The following is a 17,800-nucleotide window of genomic DNA, read 5'->3' on the forward strand; positions in this document are numbered from 1 at the left end:
GTGCAGCAGGCCACAATTAGACGAGGAAGCCACGCTCGCAAAGACGTAAGCAAGGCACAGCACCTTTCCTTGATTCATGAACAGAAGCAAGGACTCATCAGGGTGACCCGAGGCTGCGTGCTCCACCCACAGGCTTCACACTCCCCATCCCTCACAAGGGACGGAAAGATCCGATCACACCATGAATCCAATTCGCCGCACGGATCTGATCACAGCATCAGTCTCACAACAGCAGCAGTCTGATAACGGCAGAGGCTGATCAACCAAGTGGATGCCTTCGCAGCTGAATCCAAGAACAACACAGAAGCACTGATGGCATGGCCGCCGATCATTCTCTGTTCAGAACCTGCCTCAGCCGGGGTCTGTCATCGCTGCCCACCTCTACCCCCGATCATGCTGACATGACGGCTCCTTGTCGCCTGCAGCGCTCGCTGCAGCTTGAAGTGTCCGCCAGATCGTCGGGGCCTGCGAAGCCTCCCGAAGCACCTCACGGCACCACAGAAAGCGCCCCTCAGCGCCAGTACACCCCAGCGGCCGGCGCCCCGAACCCAACGCTGAGGTGAACCCCGGCACCGGAAGCAGGCCCACCCAGCCCAGCTCAGAGTGGCGCTGGTGTAAGCGATCATCTCCAGTCTCACCATCAGCGGCAGTTTCTGGCCTCTGGCCTTGAGTTCAAGCTCCAGCACGCTGGTGGCGAGCCTCCCCCATTCCTCCTGATCGAAGGTCACGACCCACACGGTTCGCCGGCGCGGCGCAGCGGCCCAGTGCATGGCAAGCTCGATCAGGGCCGCCAGCCCAGAGGCGGTCACGTCGACGCCGATCGAGTGCAGGGGCCCGGCGTAGTGGGACGCCACCAGCAGCGGGTCGAGCTGCGGGCGCTGGCCGGGGAGAATAGCAACCGTGAGCGTCTCGCCAACGTCAGTTTCGACGACGAGGTGACAGTGGTGGCTGATCAGTGCTGAGGTGGTGGATCTGCTCAACGACCTCAAAACCAACGGTGTCGGTAATCACCAGCTCCCCAACCTTCGCGCCGGGGAGGAGCTCAACCTGGGCCTGCAGCTCAATCTGCCCGGCTGGTTCCCAACCAGGAGATCCTCAGCATGCGGCTGGCCTGGGAGGCGTCCGGCAGCGGCGAGCGCCAGAGCCTTGTCGAGCACCTGCACCTGCCGTGAGTGACAAGCGAGGAACTCGATCGAGGCGATCACGGCACCGCAACCCTCAGTCTGAGTAATCTGCGCGCAAGCCTGTTGAAGATGCCCGCCTCATACGAAATCAACAAGGAACTGGAGATGGTTCACGAAAAGCTGTCACTGATGCTGAACGATCCCAAGCTCAGCCGCAAGCGCCTAAGCCGAGAGTCGCTGTGCTCCAGAACCAACCTCGATGAGGGGGACGATGAGCAGTCCTGATGTGGTGGCGATCGGAGATGTGCATGGCTGCGCCTCCCTGCTCGAGCAGGAACTCACCCCACACCTGAACTCCGGCGTGGAGCTGATCTTCCTGGGGGATCTGATCGATCGAGCGCCTGAACCGGACGGCGATCGCAAGGTGCTGGAGCGGGTCTGGCAGCTGCAGGACAACCCGGCGGCCTACGGCCTGGCGGGTGTGACCGTGCTGCGGGGCAACCATGAGCAGATGCTGCTCGAGTCATTAGCGGAATCGAAAGCAGGGCCGGCTTACGATCGATGGCGTTACAACGGCGGCGAACCCGCGCTCCTGCCACTGGCGAGCGAACACCGGGAGTGGTTCGAACAGTTGCCGGTCACGGCGATTCGCGGCGGCTATCTGTTTGTGCATGCCGGCGTGCGGCCAGGGGTGCCGCTGGAGCGCCAGGCCTTCGAGGATCTGATCTGGATCCGCAAGCCCTTTCTCTCCAAGCCCCATGGGCTTCCGTACACCGTGGTGCACGGCCACACATTCCGCAACGATTTCCAGATCACCCACCTGCCGCACCGCATCGGGATTGATACGGGGGCCTATCTGAGTGGCAGATTGACGGCGCTAAGGATTGAGCCCGCCACGAAGCCGGGCAGCCCCATGGATCAACCCAGACGAAGGGGGAGCAGGCGTCAATAAAGACGTGGATCAGATCTGCACTGAAACCACTGATCTCACACCAGAGAGAGGGCACCAAACAGCTGCCGCCAAGTCAACAACGCGTCCAACAGCCAACAACTGATCGGTAAGGAAAGCCGGCCGCAGTTCAGTTCTCGTTGCCGCCGCCTACTTCGGCGTTGCCCTGCTCGGAGGAGCTGTTGTCAGGCTGGGGTGTGGGCTCCATCTTCACCCCAAGGTCACGGCAGGTTTGCAGGGGATCAACGCCGGGTGCCAACCCGAGTGCCTTGCGCAGCGCGTCGAGTTGTCCGACGGATTGCAGGTCGATTGAGCTGGCGACCTGCTCGCAGGCCAACTTCTGGAGAGCCTGACCATCTGGACGACCGCAGCCTGCAAGCAAGGTGAAAGTCACACAGAGACTGACGGGGAGAAGCCTGGTCATAGACAGCTGTGGGGCGTTGCAAAGGTAGTACCACCAGTGGCCTGATGGCGGGATGGAAGCCTGACTTCAGCCAACGACATCGTCCCGGACTGGAGTGGGTGCCTTCGAGTGGTCAGTGCCGGGCCCTCTATCGTTAACCCCGGACAGGAGGAAGTGGGGTCGTCCATTCCCAATCGTAGGAATCACATCAACAGACTTGCAGCGTCGGCTGCCATAAACGGACAGACAGACAAGGCTCTGGTCATCCAGCAAGCACAGAAGAATCAACAGTCGGCAAGCCAGCCTCTGGCCGCAGTGAAAGTCAGTCTCTCAGACGTACTGCGGGAGATTGGAACACAGCAGCATTCGTGCCTTGATCTGTCCTCTGACCTTAGGCAGTCTCGACAACGCGAAAGGGGTCGCTGCAGCCATAGTCAAACCGTTTGCATGGCTCTCCTCTGGGATTGAAGTGCCAGCCATCAAGGCTCAGCCGCCGGTAGACTAGACGGAGGATCCAGAGCAGATGGCGCCGGGGGAGCAGCGGCTCACAGATCAGCGCCTGAAGATCTGCTGCGCGAAGGCTGCCAGCGAGACAGGGTGCCACTGGGTTGTGCGGCTATGGGATGCGAACAGACAGACGCGACGTAGAAAGACGCTTGATCAATGTCAGGGGTTAGCGTCGCGGCCTCGCGTCGGATGGTCCGCCGGGCCTCCCTTGCTGCCGGCAGAGCCTTGCCTCTGAAGAAAACCAAGTGAGCTCATCGATCAGGCAAAACCTCTTGGCAGCAGCTGCACCGGCCGCAAGCGGAAGCCCTGGGGGGTAGGACGAATGGCGATTCAGCCAACCTGAGCAGTCCGTCTCCCTCCTGAGCTCGCGGTCTGGCAGGTGTAGCCGTGTGAACTCAACGAGCTCTTCGCTGATACGCAAAACGTGGTGTTAAAAGCCCAGGTGGCTGCAAGCGATGCGGCCCTGCCGTATCCGGCGGTGCAGGCTGCTGGGGTGAGGCCAAGGCGCTGAGCAGTGGTGTTGCTGGAAAGGAATCCACAGGTGGAGGCAGAGATCCACGGCCTTTGGTATCAACTGTGCGCTGAACCTGGCGAACGGGTCTGGTGGGTTTCGTCATCAATGAACTGTCTGGTAGCTTTGGCTACACGCGTTGAGTCCGGACATCAAGATGGAGGGAAAAACGCACCAAGCCAATACCCTAATGACCTGTGTACTGTTGTCTAGAAGTACAAAGGAAAAGCAAGAGGTGAGATCACCGAAGATGCTTAGAGGTAGTCACTAAGTCTAAGCACTGCCGGTTAGTCATAAGCCGAAAGAGACAGTACTCCCTGTCCGACTAACAAATGGGGAGATGCAGTAAACAAACAAAACCTCACAAACCCGCAAGCGAGCCTGGTGGATACACTCATCGATGGGATCAAACAAAAGGTTGAGCAACCACCTGATGTCAGCAGAAGCGACAGTGACTTGGAAAAAGATAATGACAAGAATAACAATAGAAAAGAATCGGAAGTTGTTCCATAAGGCCAGCCTGGCTTAGGGAGCCAAAGAATCGACACTGACCAGACACGACAAGAGATGATCAGAGGTCAATCGAGACAGACTCACGGCTCAAGAACAGTGCGTCAATAAGAGAATGACTGCTGAGACATAGGTCTTAGTCGACTGAAGAGAAAGCAATCAGAAAGACCAGAGGTGATGCGAAGCTATAGAAACAAAAGGGCTTCTGACGTGATTGGGTACGGAAAGAAGGGACACAAGGACTTGGGCAACGACTCGGAGAAATCAAAAGACTACAGGGAGAGCAACATTCGAAGTTCAATGCGAAAGGTGCTGAAGACTGAAGACTACGACAAAGAAGATAGAACCGCTATTCAGGCAGCCTATGAGCCTGAGGATAAAGACAGAAGGAGAGTCGCCACAATAGAGCGAAAGGAAGGGGAGGGGGGTAGACAGAAAGCCTAATCAATCATGCTTGGAGAATGGGTCATTTCTGCATGGGAAAGGCAAAGAAGAGGAGTACCATCCTCCGAAGTAATAAGTCCTTCATAATAGGCTTTGCTAGTAACAGCGTTGACCTCCACGATGCGTCCGGTAGCTAAATACTGCTTGCCGTGGACTGGAGCAGCATAAACATCGACAACAAGGCGATTAGGCAGAGCACTAGTTTGGTAGAGATCACGGAGGATGATGAGACCCATCTGAAGAAGTCCATCAAGCAGAGATGGATCAAGAAAACCTTCGGCAGCGGAATCTACGCCTAGTAGCCCACGGGTACCATGAGACTTCAAAGCAGAGACAATCACCTCAGTATCTTGGAAGATCAAGGAGGTACCACTAATGACAGTCATCACACCGTCATGGAACAGATACCTATCATAGGCATCACTCTGACTGACACTAAGAGGAGGTTGGCCATCATTGCTGGACCTGGATAGAGAGGATAAAAGCTTGCTACTAATGTTTGGATGAGGTACTTGTTCTACTTGAGTTCGGTAAGAATAGCGCTTTGAACGATGATCCCTTAAGCTGCAGGTGAAAGGTTGATTATCTGCGACATTGGCTTCAAAGAGAAGCTGGCGAGGAGTAAAGTCACTGAAGACGATTCCTGAGAGAACGTCAGTGGTGACACGCAAGGCAGTACGACCTAATGAGAGAGCACTCGACCCAAGGTGGCGTTGATAAGCTTCAAGGGCAAATGTACAGGAAGATGCAGCTGGCAGAACAGGTTGCCCGAACTTTCGATGGGAGGAAATATAAGGAAGGCTGTGAGGATCAAGATAGAACTTATAAGTCTCCTTGAGCTGTCCATGCTCTGTAGATGACGTGGTCGAAACTGAATGCTGTCCCAAGAATGGGTAAGACTCAGAAAGGCGCTGTATGTCAAAGTTGGATTGGGTAAACTTAGTAGAGTCATACAGGCCTGATGTAACCTCAAGGGGAAGCTCAGATTGATTGGTTAAGATTGATACAACACTTTGTGCGCCAACGTCAAGAGGAATGGGAATGATGCCGCGTTCGGCAAAAGCATCATTAACTTCTTGAGTCGCCATGCCCGATGAAGCCCATGGTCCCCAATTGAATGAAGTAACCTTGAGCCCAGGGTGAAGGAGAGCAGAGAGCCAGCTACCTGCGTTTAGAAGTTCATTGGCAGCAGAATAGTCAGCTTGACCATAGTTGCCAGTCTTGCCAGCAATCGATGCATAGTTCACTACGTTAGCGACTGGATGCTCTTCTAACACTTGGAAAGCAAGCTTCAGCGAATTCATCTTTGTTGACAGGACACGGTTAAAACTATCAGGCTTCTTCTTGCCAACCAATGAGTCTTCAATAATACCGGCTACATTAATGATAGTATCGACTCGCAAGCCCTTGGCGTTAAGTTCAGAAATAACCGACGCATGAGAATTGGAGTCAAGCAGGTCTACTTTGATATAGACAACTGATGCATAGAGATCGGACAGTCTATCAAGGGTTGCAATAGCTTCAACAGAAGAAAGAATCCTCCTCACTTCCTTTTCAATGGAGGCTGGAGTAAAGGCCTCACCTGAGTCTCTATGCAGCTTGATCAGTTCAGACCTGATCTGAGGCACGGAACTACCGGGAGAATACCATTGGGGAAGATTAATATCAGATCTACCAGTTACTACAAGGGAAGCATTCCTTGATCCAAGCTGCTCTAAGACAGGAACTGCGATACCACGAGCACCACCAATCGCCAAGATGCAAGAAGGTAAAGATACGGGGGGTAAAGTACCTTCCGAAGTAGTGCTGGAAGGTTGGCAAGGAATCATCGTATGGACATGCAGCCCTTCTTCGTTGATTGAGTACTCCTTCTCAGGCTCATCAAGTGACAGGATGAAGTCGAGATAGGATTGTGTGCTATCAGAGAGAAGGACTGAATCAGAGATATCAACTACGGATGTTTTAACGGATGGATATTCGGACGTAATTGACTTAAGCATTCCGGACAGAGCCGAAACATAGGTTAGGAAGAACGTTGGGAAGCCAGATGGAGCGTTGCTCGCAGATCGCCTGCCAAAATCACCTTGGCCATGATGGAGCAATACAAGGCGATAATCATTGCCAGGAATGGGGAAGGAGGAGAGAAGATTCCGGATATTGTCAAATGCTGTCCACAAAGAAGACACAGCATTGGATGGCTCAAAGTCAGCAAGACTGGTCAGCTTCTGTCCAAAGTGATCAAGGTGCAATATGATAGTAAAGTCAGTAGAAGAGTCCGCATTCGTGGCACGTTCGGGAATCTTCTGATCGCCTCCAAAGGAAACAGGAAGTGTCTGATCTGGAGATGTAACTGAATAGTTGAATGCTGAAAAGTGTCTTGAGTTGGCGAATAGATTTGAATAGAAGTCACGCTTTGAGTCAGGAACTAAGACAATGAACTGTCGGTCAGCCCTCTCAAGACACTGTCCAGATCTAGAGCAAGCTAGTCGGAAGGAAATGCTTTCAAAATGGGAAAGACGAAGCTGTGAGGGTTCGTCCTTCCCGCCAACTACTTTCCCGGCTGGGTAGCCTCTGCTTCGGCAACAGTGTTAATGCTTCCGTCAAGGATTGCTGCAATGTGGCCAGCCACCTCCCGGAGTGTTCTCAGATCTCTAGTCCCGGTTTGAATACTCTGAAGAGCCTCAGGAGATACGTTTGGCAAGGTAGCCAACAGACCTCCCATCACCTCAATTCTCTTGATGGAGTCGATGCCAAGATCTGACTCTAGATCCTGATCAGGATCAAGCAACTCTACGGGGTAGCCGCTCTTCTCTGATAGCAGGGAGGTTAGTTGAAGCAAAATGGAGGATGCATCAGTGGCGCCTGGTACCTGCTTGGGCTCAGTGGTGGTCGCTCCATGGCCATTCGAAGGCGGTACCGGTGGGGTATCGACATGCAAACCATTGAGTGGGGCTTGTACAGCCTTGGTGGGGGTAGCTGCGTGAGCGTGGCCAGTATCTCCGTTGCCACTAGGAGGTGAAACGGTGGCAAGCGCCTGAACTGGCTGCTGAAGAATCGTGGAAGAAGAGGGTTGAGAGATGCTTTGAACAGGTGGTGCAAATGCTGATGTGATGGTTTCGGGAGGAGCTGCCAATCCAACCACTTGCTGCTGTGTATAAATCGTCTCTGTACTATCCAACGAAGCTACACCATGGGAAGAATTAGAAAGGAATGCAGAAAAGACTTGGGTCTGGGAATTGATCATCATACGCAGAGTTTCGTGATAAGTCCGAAACGCTTCTAAGCGAAGATTGCTGATCTGGCTCGACTGGTTGGGTTGGTTCATTGGGGTTAACTGCGGTTGAGAAGGAGACGGTTGAATAGATGTTAGCAGGACTGGCTCTGCTAAATCTGCATGCAATATGGCTTCATCGCTGCGGCTGACGTTCCCTGACAGAGCTTGATGAACCTTGTGCTGGATATTCTGTTGTATCTTATGCTGGGATTTCCAAGCATGGGCACCATTAATAAAATAGCTAAATCCTGGCTTCGTGGCAGCACTTCCAGAAGCTTGGCTTGTCAGTGGTACAGCAGGAACCTGTAGCATTTCGCTTAGTTTGAGCCAATTAAGGGTTACCCCGTGGCTTGCTATCCGCATAATGGAGGCCAGAAAGTCCTCCGTTCCACGAGGTCCATCAAGGGAGACGGCGATAGAATCTGAAGAGCCGAGAGATGATCGTACAAGCTTGGATAGGACTTTCTTGGGCCCAACTTCAATGAAGAAGGTTGATCCAAGGGCTTCAGCCTGCCTAACAGACTCTATGAAGTCGACTCCTGAAACCATATGGGAGGCGAGCAAGTGGCTGATAGTCTGCTCAGAAACAGGACCAGATTGTGGTGACGTGCTCAGAATTGTCTGACTGGAATTCGAGTTCCCTGCTGAGAAGTTGAATGAGTTGAGAGCAGTCTTAAAGGATTCATTGCAATCCTGCATAAACATTGAATGGAACGGATACAATGTCTGCATTCTCTGTGTAGATATGCCATCCTGTAGGCACACCTGTTCGATGATGTCCAAATCAGCCAACTGACCAGACAAAACAACTTGCGTTGGTGAATTTATATTTGCCAGTGTCAATGATGACTTGGCCGCCTTAAGAAGTAAATCGCTAGCCTGTTGAGGAGAGCAGAAGAGTATCAACATGCCATATCCAGAATCAGCAAATCCGTTGATGGCATTCCCGCGACTTTGTAGAAGGGTTACTAAATCACTCGCACTTAGCCAGCCTGTCGCGTACAGACTGACAAAGTCACCAAGGCTATGGCCAAGGCCAAGGGACCAAGGTACCTCGAGGAATGAAAGAATCTCTAGATAAGCAACCTCGGTGATCGCAAGCAGGGACTGCTTGATATCAGCAGTAAGACCAGTGCCGGGCTCAGAGTTACCGAAAAGGTACTTCGCAAGAACGTCGTGTCTTGAACGGGATTGTGGAAATAAGGTTAGCAGTAGCTCGTGAGTTTGGAGAGACGATGCAGACAGGCATGTTGCCCCCATTCCGGGGTAATCAGATCCTTGCCCAGGGAAAAGTAGCGCAGTCTGCTCAGCAGTCTTATAGTCAATCTGCAACCCTGCTGATGAAGATTGAAGTACAAGCCAGTCGCGCATCGTGCTGGCGTAGTCAAGCCGTCCTTCAAGGACGGATAGAGCATCTTCAAGCTTGTCACCAATATCAGAGCGAGACTGATCAACAAGAAGAATAAGGAAGTCTCCAGTAGCATCACGTGGGTGAGCAGATACATCCTGGCTTTTAATTGTGTCAGCTACCAGATGATTGACTGATGTGGTGTAGCCATTAAGATCGCATTCGTGTTCAATCAGACGTGCGTGCTTCAAGGCCGTTCGGATACATTCCGAAAGGCTTCCACGCTCAGGAGTGAAGTACAGCAGTCTAAAACTGGTCGCGAGTCTGGGTGCTAGGTCCGTGCAAGGTCTGTCCGCCAAACGCTTAGGAATATACTCTTGCAGAACAACATGGAAGTTAGTACCACCAAATCCGAATGCGCTGACACCAGCAGTCCGAGGGCCAAGGCAATCTGACTGCAGCCAGGGAAAGGTGCCGGCTGGAAGGTAGACAGTATTAGAAGAACTAACTTCATCAATAGGCTCTTCCTTTCTACTGTGCAATGGAATAGACTGATGCTTCAGGGCTAGCGTAGCCTTCAGAAGTCCAGCCAAACCAGCCGTACTCTTCGTATGACCAATCAGTGTTTTCACTGATCCAACCGCACAATGGGTGGTTGGATTGTTCTGGGTTTCCAGGAATGTGGTCAAAGCCCGGATCTCAGATCGGTCACCAACAGGTGTGCCAGTTCCATGAGCCTCATAATACCCAAGCATGGCTGGATTCACGCCAGCATCTGTATAGGCTCGAGCAAACGCCTGAACCTGTCCGTGATGTGACGGTGCCGTCATGGTTCGGCCTCGACCATCACTCGAGCTACCAATTCCTTTGATCACAGCCAGGATTGAATCTCCAGAGGCTTCAGCATCTTCAAGCCGTTTGAGTACAAGGATGCCTGCACCTTCGCCAAGCACAATTCCGTCAGCACTTTTGGTAAACGACTTGGCTTCACCAGTAGGAGAAAGCGCTTGAGTTTCTGAAAAGCAGAAAAACGCAAAAGGTGACTGTAGTGTATCGATAGCGCCAACTACAGCCATATTGGCGTCACCCTGTCTAAGCTTATGAACAGCAAGGTCCAAAGCGGCAAGTGAGGATGCACAGGCTGCATCAATGGTGCAGTTGGTTCCACCGAGATTGAATCTGTTGGCAACTCTTCCAGCGGATACATTAGGAAGAATTCCAGCAAAACTATCACTCGTCCAGGTTGGTAACATATCCTCGACATTGTGCTGACGGCTCAAGAGAGGAGCCAACTCAGCTTGCATGACATAAGCTTGACCAAGTTCTCCTAAACCACCGCTGAAGCCAAGGACAACGCATGTAGATTCACGATCATACAGACAGTCCTCTGGATAGCCTGCATTCTGAAGTGCCTCTTTGACACATACAAGGGCTAAGAGCTGGGCTGGGTCAATTGAAGAGAGAGACTGTGGAGGAAGTCCAAACTCAATCGGATTAAATTGGACAGCATCAAGAAAAGCACCCCACTTGGAATGGATTTTATTAGTCTCCTTCGGATCAGCTGAATAGAAGTCAGTGATAGACCAGCGGTCCTCAGGGATCTCTTTGATCTGGTTCCGGGCTTGTAGAACTAAGTTCCAGAATTGTTCAGGGTCATTGGCACCTGGTAGCTTGCAAGACATCCCAATGATTGCAATGTCGTGCTGTCCTCTGTATTCACTGACAACACCAGCTGGCTGCGCCCTCTCAGAGATATCTTGCTGAGCTCGTCTGGCAGGAGTCTCCAAACCATTACGAATAGCTTCATGTAGCTGATGAATCGTTGTCTGATCATTGATCAGGCATACGGCTTCTCCCAACATGTACATTCCCAGTTGAAGTTGGTCATCTTCGGTAACGGCAACCAACCCCCCCTCTCCTCGTTGAAGCCCCTTGGACGCCAATCTCAGACGTCCGAGAATGAGTTGATCTAACTTGCTGGATATTTCACGAACAGGGACCTGAGCTTTGACGAGCTCATCTCGCATAGAATTGAACTCGCGGGAAAATGCTGTGTCGGCACATCTACTTTGATGACCGGGAGAAGTCTCAAGAAAGACAGTGTTGGAGCATTGGAGTGAAACCTCTTGGTATGTACGGGTAATGGCCCGATCTTCAACAATTTCTCGCGTAGCAAGATAGGCCGAACCAACGAGTAAGCCACATGTTGCACCTGCCTTGACTAGATCCTCAACCATGTAGGCAGCAAAAGCAGCCGAAGCCTCATCATGGATACCTCCAGCTAGAACCAGGCATACATCTCGGCTCACAGCTTTGCTTTGGCCTAGAACAACTCTGATTGACCTCTCCCACAGATTCAGAGAACTGAGTGGACCGATATGTCCTCCGCATTCGCGTCCTTCAAGGATGAAGTCTCTCCAACCTTCCTTGATAAATAGGTCAAGCAGTTCTGGAGTTGGTGCATGAATAAACACCCTTAGGTGCTCGGATGCAATTTCCTTGGCCTGAGCAGGAGTTCCACCGGCAAGTATACAGAAGCTTGCCTTTGAACGCTTCAGAACTGAAATCTGTGACTTTAAATGGGTTGAGTCAATGAACCCAAGTAACCCAACACCCCAAGGAAGATCCGGTATCAGGTCTGCCGTCTGTATAAGGATCTTCTCAAGTGCTTCTGCAGTAAGCATCGCCGCAGCGATGGTAGGCAAGGCACCTCCTCGCGCAACGCTTGCCGCAAACTCAGCCGTGTCACTAACCCGTGACATTGGGCCTTGAATGATTGGATACTTAACACCAAACTGCGTTGCAATTGTGTTGGGGTGGGTTGTAGCCGAAGTAGAATTAACCTTGATAGAACGGTATGCTGAAATGAGTCTGCCGAGAGTTCGGTACTGTTGCGAGAAGTCCTTGGCAAGATCAATACCCTCACCGACAGGAAAGATCCAGTCGGAACTCCATGTGGCTAGTTCATTAAGCTGAGGGACTTCAATTGTGCTGCCGAAGAGGTAGCCAGGAGAATCTTTACCTGGAAGACAAATGCACCTCACATCGAAGGATGGATCTGTCCCTGAACGTAGGACGATGGATTGCCTTCCGTTGACTCGGTTAAGAAGCTGTCTGTTGCGAGGTGGAAGATACGAATCCTGAAGAAGCAGAGTTTGCTCATCTAGTAATATAGAGAATATCCCCTGACTATTCAGGGCAGAAAAAGAAAGAAGGCCAATGGGGCCTGATACGATGATCCTGCAATTGTCAAGTGAACTGATAGCCTTTTGGAATAGAATATACTGCGAGTCGCGCCCGCATAGACCTCCGGATTCATAGCCTTCAATCAGCACAAGTCTGTTTTCAGCCTCACCCCAAGGTGACGCCGAAAACTGCTCGACTTCCAAGATGGAACCGAGTCTTGCGACGGGTTGCAAGCTCTTTAGCGAATCAAGCTGGTCATGAGTGACTTTGCTCCAAGGAATGATGACACGCGGCGATTGAGCGGCGTTCGATTGTTGGCTTTCTACTAGAGAAAGTATGGACTGTGCAACGGAAAAGTCTCTGCAAGAGACGAATGAAATGCGGGATATCAGCAGTGAAAGTCCTTGATTCCAAAGCTCTTCTATATGATCTTCAAATCCAAAGGTTTCCAAACAGAGTGTTGCACCAGAAGCCAATACACGCTCCGATGACCTAACCCAGTCTCCAAAGGGGCGAACCGTCACCAAAACCTGATTGGTGGTATTCATTACCTTGAGCACACCTGATCACATATTAACCCATAAGTCAAAGTGTGCGACGTTTTTCGATCGGGTAGGCCACCATGCGGAGTTGCACACATAGGCCCGCCGAGTCAAGGCTGGAGGCCCCTTTGTGCTTAGCCGGTGAAGTTGACATAATGTATCACAGGGCACTAAGGCAATAGTGATGACATGATAAAGAGTATAAGTGCTGGGCAGTAAGTCATCGAAAGAGAAGAGTTTGCGCCACAGTTATGCAGACAAAGCAGGTTAGGTGAGTGTTCTTGAGGCAGTCGCTCGAACACAGCCTAATACGTGCCGAGAATTACGTATAATCCTGTGATGATCAAGACGTCAACAATATTAATCCGCAAAGACCAGGAATGTAGTTGGATCCATATCAGCGCAGAATATGTATAGCTGACAGTTCATACGGGAACAATTCTGTCAACACATACATCTTTTCAGCTAGATGGAAGGCTGCTAAAAAGATGTATTGGTGTATAAAACATCCTGGACTGTGTCAACCGTTATGAAAAGTAGTGGAACTGCATTCATTTTCCCTAGGGACGGGATGGAGACTCTTTAATCCTAGGTGGGGTAGCTATTACGTAGAGCTCACTCTACACACGGCGAGATCGAATAGTGACTTCATGTCAACCAACAGTGTCAAACTGCAGAAGAACAGTTTCTTGTCCTCGCAGGCACACCAACAGATCGTGCTTAAGCTCTCGCCATTGTGATCTGGAAAGATGTTGGCATAGCAAACGCGTATGCCTTACTGGCTTACTCTTGGCGATTCAGACTGCTGGCAGTAATCTCTATTGTATGGAATAAACGGAAACCATCGGAGGCGTTGATCGATGCATTGCCTCTATGCTACAGAGCGATCTTCAGCACATCCAGAGAGAACTCCACATCAGAGCCTCTGAAAAGCATCCTGATGGTGGTTACCTGGTGTGCCTTTTTGTATCGCCACAAGGCTAGGTATACCCTAAAGTGGATCCCAAAGGCTACTAATTCCGCGCTTCCGGTGACTTACGCGCCATCACATGAGACGCGCCTGAGACTCACCGGATCACACCAAATGGGCAAGGCGGCGTTGGCCAGATAATCCATCATCCAGACAGTTCGACTGTAGGCATGCTCTAGCTCATTCGTATCGATCTTGGCCATGCAACCACAGCGTTGCGTTGCACCCAGGTGTCGGCAAGAGCAACTCGTGGATCAACTCTTGAAGGGCGTCTCACTCTGGTGGGTGACGCTGAGCCGCGTGTGGTCGTGAATGATGGCTGCCGAAGTTCGTTGTCAGCACGGCGACTTTGGTCAGTTCTGTGAGCGCTTGCACTCAGTCTGGAGCAGGCCGTAGCCGTCAGGCAGATGAGAAGCAGTGATGTTCGTCAAATTCATTGCAAAGTCGGTAGTGCTATCCTTGGGCTCTGTCTGTTTCGGCCCCAAGCACAGATCACTGGCGCCCACGAACAGATGCTTAATCCACTAACTCATATGGATGGCATGTACAGAAGATCAGTATATCGGTCGTCGGGAAAGAGGCTTAGCTTGACAACTGGCATTTCAAATAGTCAGCTCAGTGTTGAAGTGGTGGTGAGTTGACAGGAAAAGCGTGGTCTATGGGCAAATCGTCAATCATACTAAGTTCATTTCTTGAATACTGGCACGCTTGGCGTGGAAGATTGTATTGGGTTTGACTGAAGGCTAGTGTTCAGCCATCATTCTCCTAATGGGTAGAATGGCAGTAGATTCCTTGGAGCAGATGATCCGCCTGGACAGAAAGCCTGTGGCGCGTTCCGTGGATTCCATGTTAAGCTCAAGCAGCGTTTTCCAGACAATGCTACAAGAAGTTATAAAGGTCATTGGTGATTATTCAGAGAACAACGACATCTTCTATGATGATCCTCTCTCCGCAGATACCCAGCTCATAGCCGATCTTGGGCTAACTTCAGTCGACTTTGTATCGATCTTTCAGAAGTGTCAGTCACTTAGTCCGGACAGGCTATCATTCATTGAATTAGTCATGCCCGTAGAAGGGCAATATGTTTCAGACTTGAGCATCGGAGAACTTAGCGAGTATATAATCAAGCAGTCTGCTTCGATTGGCCCAACAAGTACCAAAGGCTCCGCTGGTAGTCAAGGTCAGCAACCGAAGGATGTTGAAGACAGCAAATACAAACGCTCCCCATTCAGCTCCATACAATTTGAGCAGTTCAAGTCCTTAATCCAGACGCCAACATTTTCAGCCGACAATACCATCGACACGAGGTACAAACTTGTGTTTATTCTATCTTCTCCACGATCAGGGTCGACTCTGCTGCAAAGGATGCTAGATCAGCATCCAGAAATCGAATCTCCAGAAGAATTGCATCTGCTGCATTATGATACATACGCACAGCGCCAGACAGCTCTAAGCCATGCAGAGACGAAGCATTTGCTGGGAGGAACTGTCCGCCTTCGTGCCAAGGTCAATGGAATCAGCTTGGAAGATTCAGCTCGTCTTGAGGGCGAACTAGTTGAGAGTGAAACGCCTGTTATCAGCTTTTTCAAGGAAATAGAAGACAGTTTTTCAAAAGAGTACCTTGTAGACAAGACCCCTTCTTATGCATACAGCAGACATACGTTAGAACGTATTACAGCACAGTTTCCTGATGCTAAGTTCATCTATCTTGTTCGTCACCCATCGGCAGTGGTGAAGTCACTTGTCGACTCACAGCTCCAGGAAATCATTCCATTTGCACGCCGCTACACCGGCGATACATCAGCGATTCCAGAGATGATTTGGGCTCTGTGCCATGAAAATATTCAATCAGTCTTGAAGGACATTGACAATAGTCGCATCCATTACCTCAACTATGAAGACCTTGTCACGAGTCCTGATAAGTCTATGGACGAATTGCTTTCATTTTTAGGCCTACCATTCTACGCCAGTTGCGCTAATCCGTATAGCGCAGAACAGAGTATGCAGATTGAAACAAATGAATTCGCAGGTGACCTCAAGTTTTTCCTGGAAAACAGAATCGTAGATAATCGTGCGGATATCTGGAGGTCGTTTCCAGCTCTACATTCGTTGTCAGAGATTAGTGTAGGTCTCATGGGTAATATCCCAGGCTATGAGGTGCAACAGTGACAGTAGCCTTACACAATCGGATCAATCCAGTTCCTGTATGCGCCAATGGCTTTGGGGATCAATACAATGCCTATGCGTATTCGGCGGCGGTCTTCAAGGGTTCAATGTACATTGGCACAGGACGTGCCAATCTTGTCTTTCTTCGTTTTGGGATGCCAAATGTCCACATAGATATGTGGCCGGTTCCAATTGAATACAAGAATTACGAGCAAGCATTTGAGAACGATGTTTCTGCAGCAGAGATTTGGCGTTTTAGCCCGAATTCATCGACCCCGAAACGTGTCCATCAAGCTGATTGGTATCAACTTGAAAATGGAGTCTCATTCAGACGCCACTACGGTTATCGCAGCATGTGTACCTATAGAGATGGATCTAGAGATATAGCTCTGTATGTCGCATCCACATCCCGGTCGAGAGGGGATGGTCCTGATCTCATGGTGAGCTACGACGGAGAAAGCTTTTCAAGACTACCAAAGCCAAGCATTATTTCAGAATTTTCTTCAAACGAGATCACGCTCACATCGATTAGATCATTGCTTCAGTATGAAGAGCTCTTGGTCACAACCATTACAGGGGCATCCAACGGTAATGTGAACGGGGCTGGGATCACTACGATCTTCGCTACAGATGACCCAACTTCTGGACAATGGCATTCAATCAATGGCAAGGGTCTAGGTACCTTTCCAGAGGTTGTCGTGGTATACGAACTCTGCATCCATCAGGGATTACTCTATGCTGGAACAGGAGGAATCAATGGTTTTCAACTATGGAGAGGCAGGCGTTCAGGTAAATATGAATTCACTTGGGAGTTAGTGGTTAAGGATGGCGGTGGAAGAGGCGCGTTGAATCAGGGGATTATCTCATTATGCAGTCATCGCGACTACTTATACATTGGAACTGGGATTCAGAATGGTGGACACGATCGAACCAACAATGTCGGGCCAGCCGCAGCAGAGGTATTGCGACTTGCTCCCAACGATGAGCTAGAGCTAGTTTGTGCCAATCCACGTGATGGCTTGTTGCCACTCAGTGGAAGAGGGCCAGGCTTCGGCAACTATTTTAACGCCTACATCTGGAAGATTGTGAGCATAGATGATCGACTGCTTCTGGGAACCATGGATTGGTCGGTATTTGGTCTATGGGCAATAAGGGAAGAACGCAAGACTAGATTTGGCAGACTTCTTGATTGGGAATCTATGCAGGTGTTTCTTTCGTCATACGGAGGGGCAGAGCTTTGGTCTTCTGAAGATGGAGTGGACTGGAACTGCATAACTCACAATGGGTTCAACAATATCTACAACTTTGGAATCAGAAACATCGTAAAATGGAATGGACAAACATATGTATGCACTGCAAATCCATTTGGGCCAAAGGTTCTAACACGAACATCGGATACAGATCCAGGTCAATACGAGCACAATCCAAAGGGTGGCTGTCAGATCATTGCACTATAGATCTGTAGAGTTACTGGCAGTGGGGTCAATATCTGGAATGGAGTCATTGGCATTGTGAGGCCACGTCAATCAGCAAGTGGCCTACAATACGGAAGAAGAAGTAGACGTAGTCGGTTGTAATGAATGACGCTAGAAGTTACTTCGACTGGGGATTCGGTGTGCTAGCAAAACCGCCGAGTTTCTTCGCTGCAATAGGTCCACTTGGAAGCAGCTTCTCAAAGTTTGAAAACAACTTCATCGCCGCCGACGTAAGAGACAACTGCCTCTCGGCTTCTTTAATGGAGATTTCATTTAGGTGGTCAATATCTTCATCGGATATTTGATGGAACTTGTTTGGCAAAAGGTTGAGTTGCCGAACCATTTCGATGTGGAATGATTGGTCCTCAGCCCCTTCGTGCGTCTCCATGCA

The 17,800-nt window shown here is 50.5% G+C and carries 9 protein-coding genes; 4 read left to right on the forward strand and 5 right to left on the reverse strand.

The window, feature by feature from the left end:
• Nucleotides 1–365: 365 nt before the first annotated feature.
• On the reverse strand, nt 366–854 hold the full coding sequence (locus KBZ19_RS15175) for a hypothetical protein (RefSeq protein WP_399220092.1): 489 nt from the start codon (nt 852–854) through the stop codon (nt 366–368).
• 318 nt (nt 855–1,172) lie between these two features.
• On the opposite strand from KBZ19_RS15175, the gene KBZ19_RS01705 reads away from it, so the two are divergent.
• On the forward strand, nt 1,173–1,409 hold the full coding sequence (locus KBZ19_RS01705; protein WP_255099514.1) for a hypothetical protein: 237 nt from the start codon (nt 1,173–1,175) through the stop codon (nt 1,407–1,409).
• A complete protein-coding gene (locus KBZ19_RS01710; protein ID WP_255099515.1) occupies nt 1,396–2,076 on the forward strand; it encodes a metallophosphoesterase family protein in 681 nt (226 codons plus the stop codon). Before KBZ19_RS01705 ends, KBZ19_RS01710 begins: the two co-directional genes overlap by 14 nt.
• 127 nt (nt 2,077–2,203) lie before the next feature.
• On the opposite strand, the gene KBZ19_RS01715 is transcribed toward KBZ19_RS01710, so the two are convergent.
• From KBZ19_RS01715 to KBZ19_RS01725, 3 genes are all read right to left on the reverse strand, one after another.
• Nucleotides 2,204–2,410, reverse strand: a complete 207-nt coding sequence (locus tag KBZ19_RS01715; protein ID WP_255099516.1) for a hypothetical protein — start codon at nt 2,408–2,410, stop codon at nt 2,204–2,206.
• A 2,034-nt stretch (nt 2,411–4,444) separates the two neighbouring features.
• Nucleotides 4,445–6,697 (reverse strand): SDR family NAD(P)-dependent oxidoreductase, encoded by a 2,253-nt coding sequence (locus KBZ19_RS01720; RefSeq protein ID WP_255099517.1) that lies wholly within the window; start codon nt 6,695–6,697, stop codon nt 4,445–4,447.
• 299 nt (nt 6,698–6,996) lie between these two features.
• Nucleotides 6,997–12,804 (reverse strand): type I polyketide synthase, encoded by a 5,808-nt coding sequence (locus tag KBZ19_RS01725; RefSeq protein ID WP_255099518.1) that lies wholly within the window; start codon nt 12,802–12,804, stop codon nt 6,997–6,999.
• 1,765 nt (nt 12,805–14,569) lie between these two features.
• Here KBZ19_RS01725 and KBZ19_RS01730 point away from each other — a divergent pair.
• The gene (locus tag KBZ19_RS01730) at nt 14,570–15,937 is read left to right on the forward strand and encodes a sulfotransferase (RefSeq protein WP_255100026.1); all 1,368 of its coding nucleotides are present in this window, start codon (nt 14,570–14,572) and stop codon (nt 15,935–15,937) included.
• Nucleotides 15,934–17,391 (forward strand): hypothetical protein, encoded by a 1,458-nt coding sequence (locus tag KBZ19_RS01735; protein ID WP_255099519.1) that lies wholly within the window; start codon nt 15,934–15,936, stop codon nt 17,389–17,391. The genes KBZ19_RS01730 and KBZ19_RS01735 overlap by 4 nt, the downstream gene beginning before the upstream one ends.
• Nucleotides 17,392–17,527: 136 nt before the next feature.
• Here the strand turns inward: KBZ19_RS01735 and KBZ19_RS01740 are convergent, their stop codons facing one another.
• On the reverse strand, nt 17,528–17,797 hold the full coding sequence (locus KBZ19_RS01740; protein ID WP_255099520.1) for a hypothetical protein: 270 nt from the start codon (nt 17,795–17,797) through the stop codon (nt 17,528–17,530).
• Between the last annotated feature and the right edge of the window lie 3 nt (nt 17,798–17,800).

The sequence above is a fragment of the Synechococcus sp. L2F genome (genome assembly GCF_024345695.1).
Lineage (GTDB): Bacteria > Cyanobacteriota > Cyanobacteriia > PCC-6307 > Cyanobiaceae > MW101C3.

Bases quoted from the DNA above. Each gene is read 5' to 3' on its own strand.
- KBZ19_RS01710 (WP_255099515.1), top strand. From the start codon at position 1,396: ATGAGCAGTCCTGATGTGGTGGCGATCGGAGATGTGCATGGCTGCGCC.
- KBZ19_RS01725 (WP_255099518.1), bottom strand. From the start codon at position 12,804: ATGAATACCACCAATCAGGTTTTGGTGACGGTTCGCCCCTTTGGAGAC.
- KBZ19_RS01730 (WP_255100026.1), top strand. From the start codon at position 14,570: ATGATCCGCCTGGACAGAAAGCCTGTGGCGCGTTCCGTGGATTCCATG.
- KBZ19_RS01740 (WP_255099520.1), bottom strand. From the start codon at position 17,797: ATGGAGACGCACGAAGGGGCTGAGGACCAATCATTCCACATCGAAATG.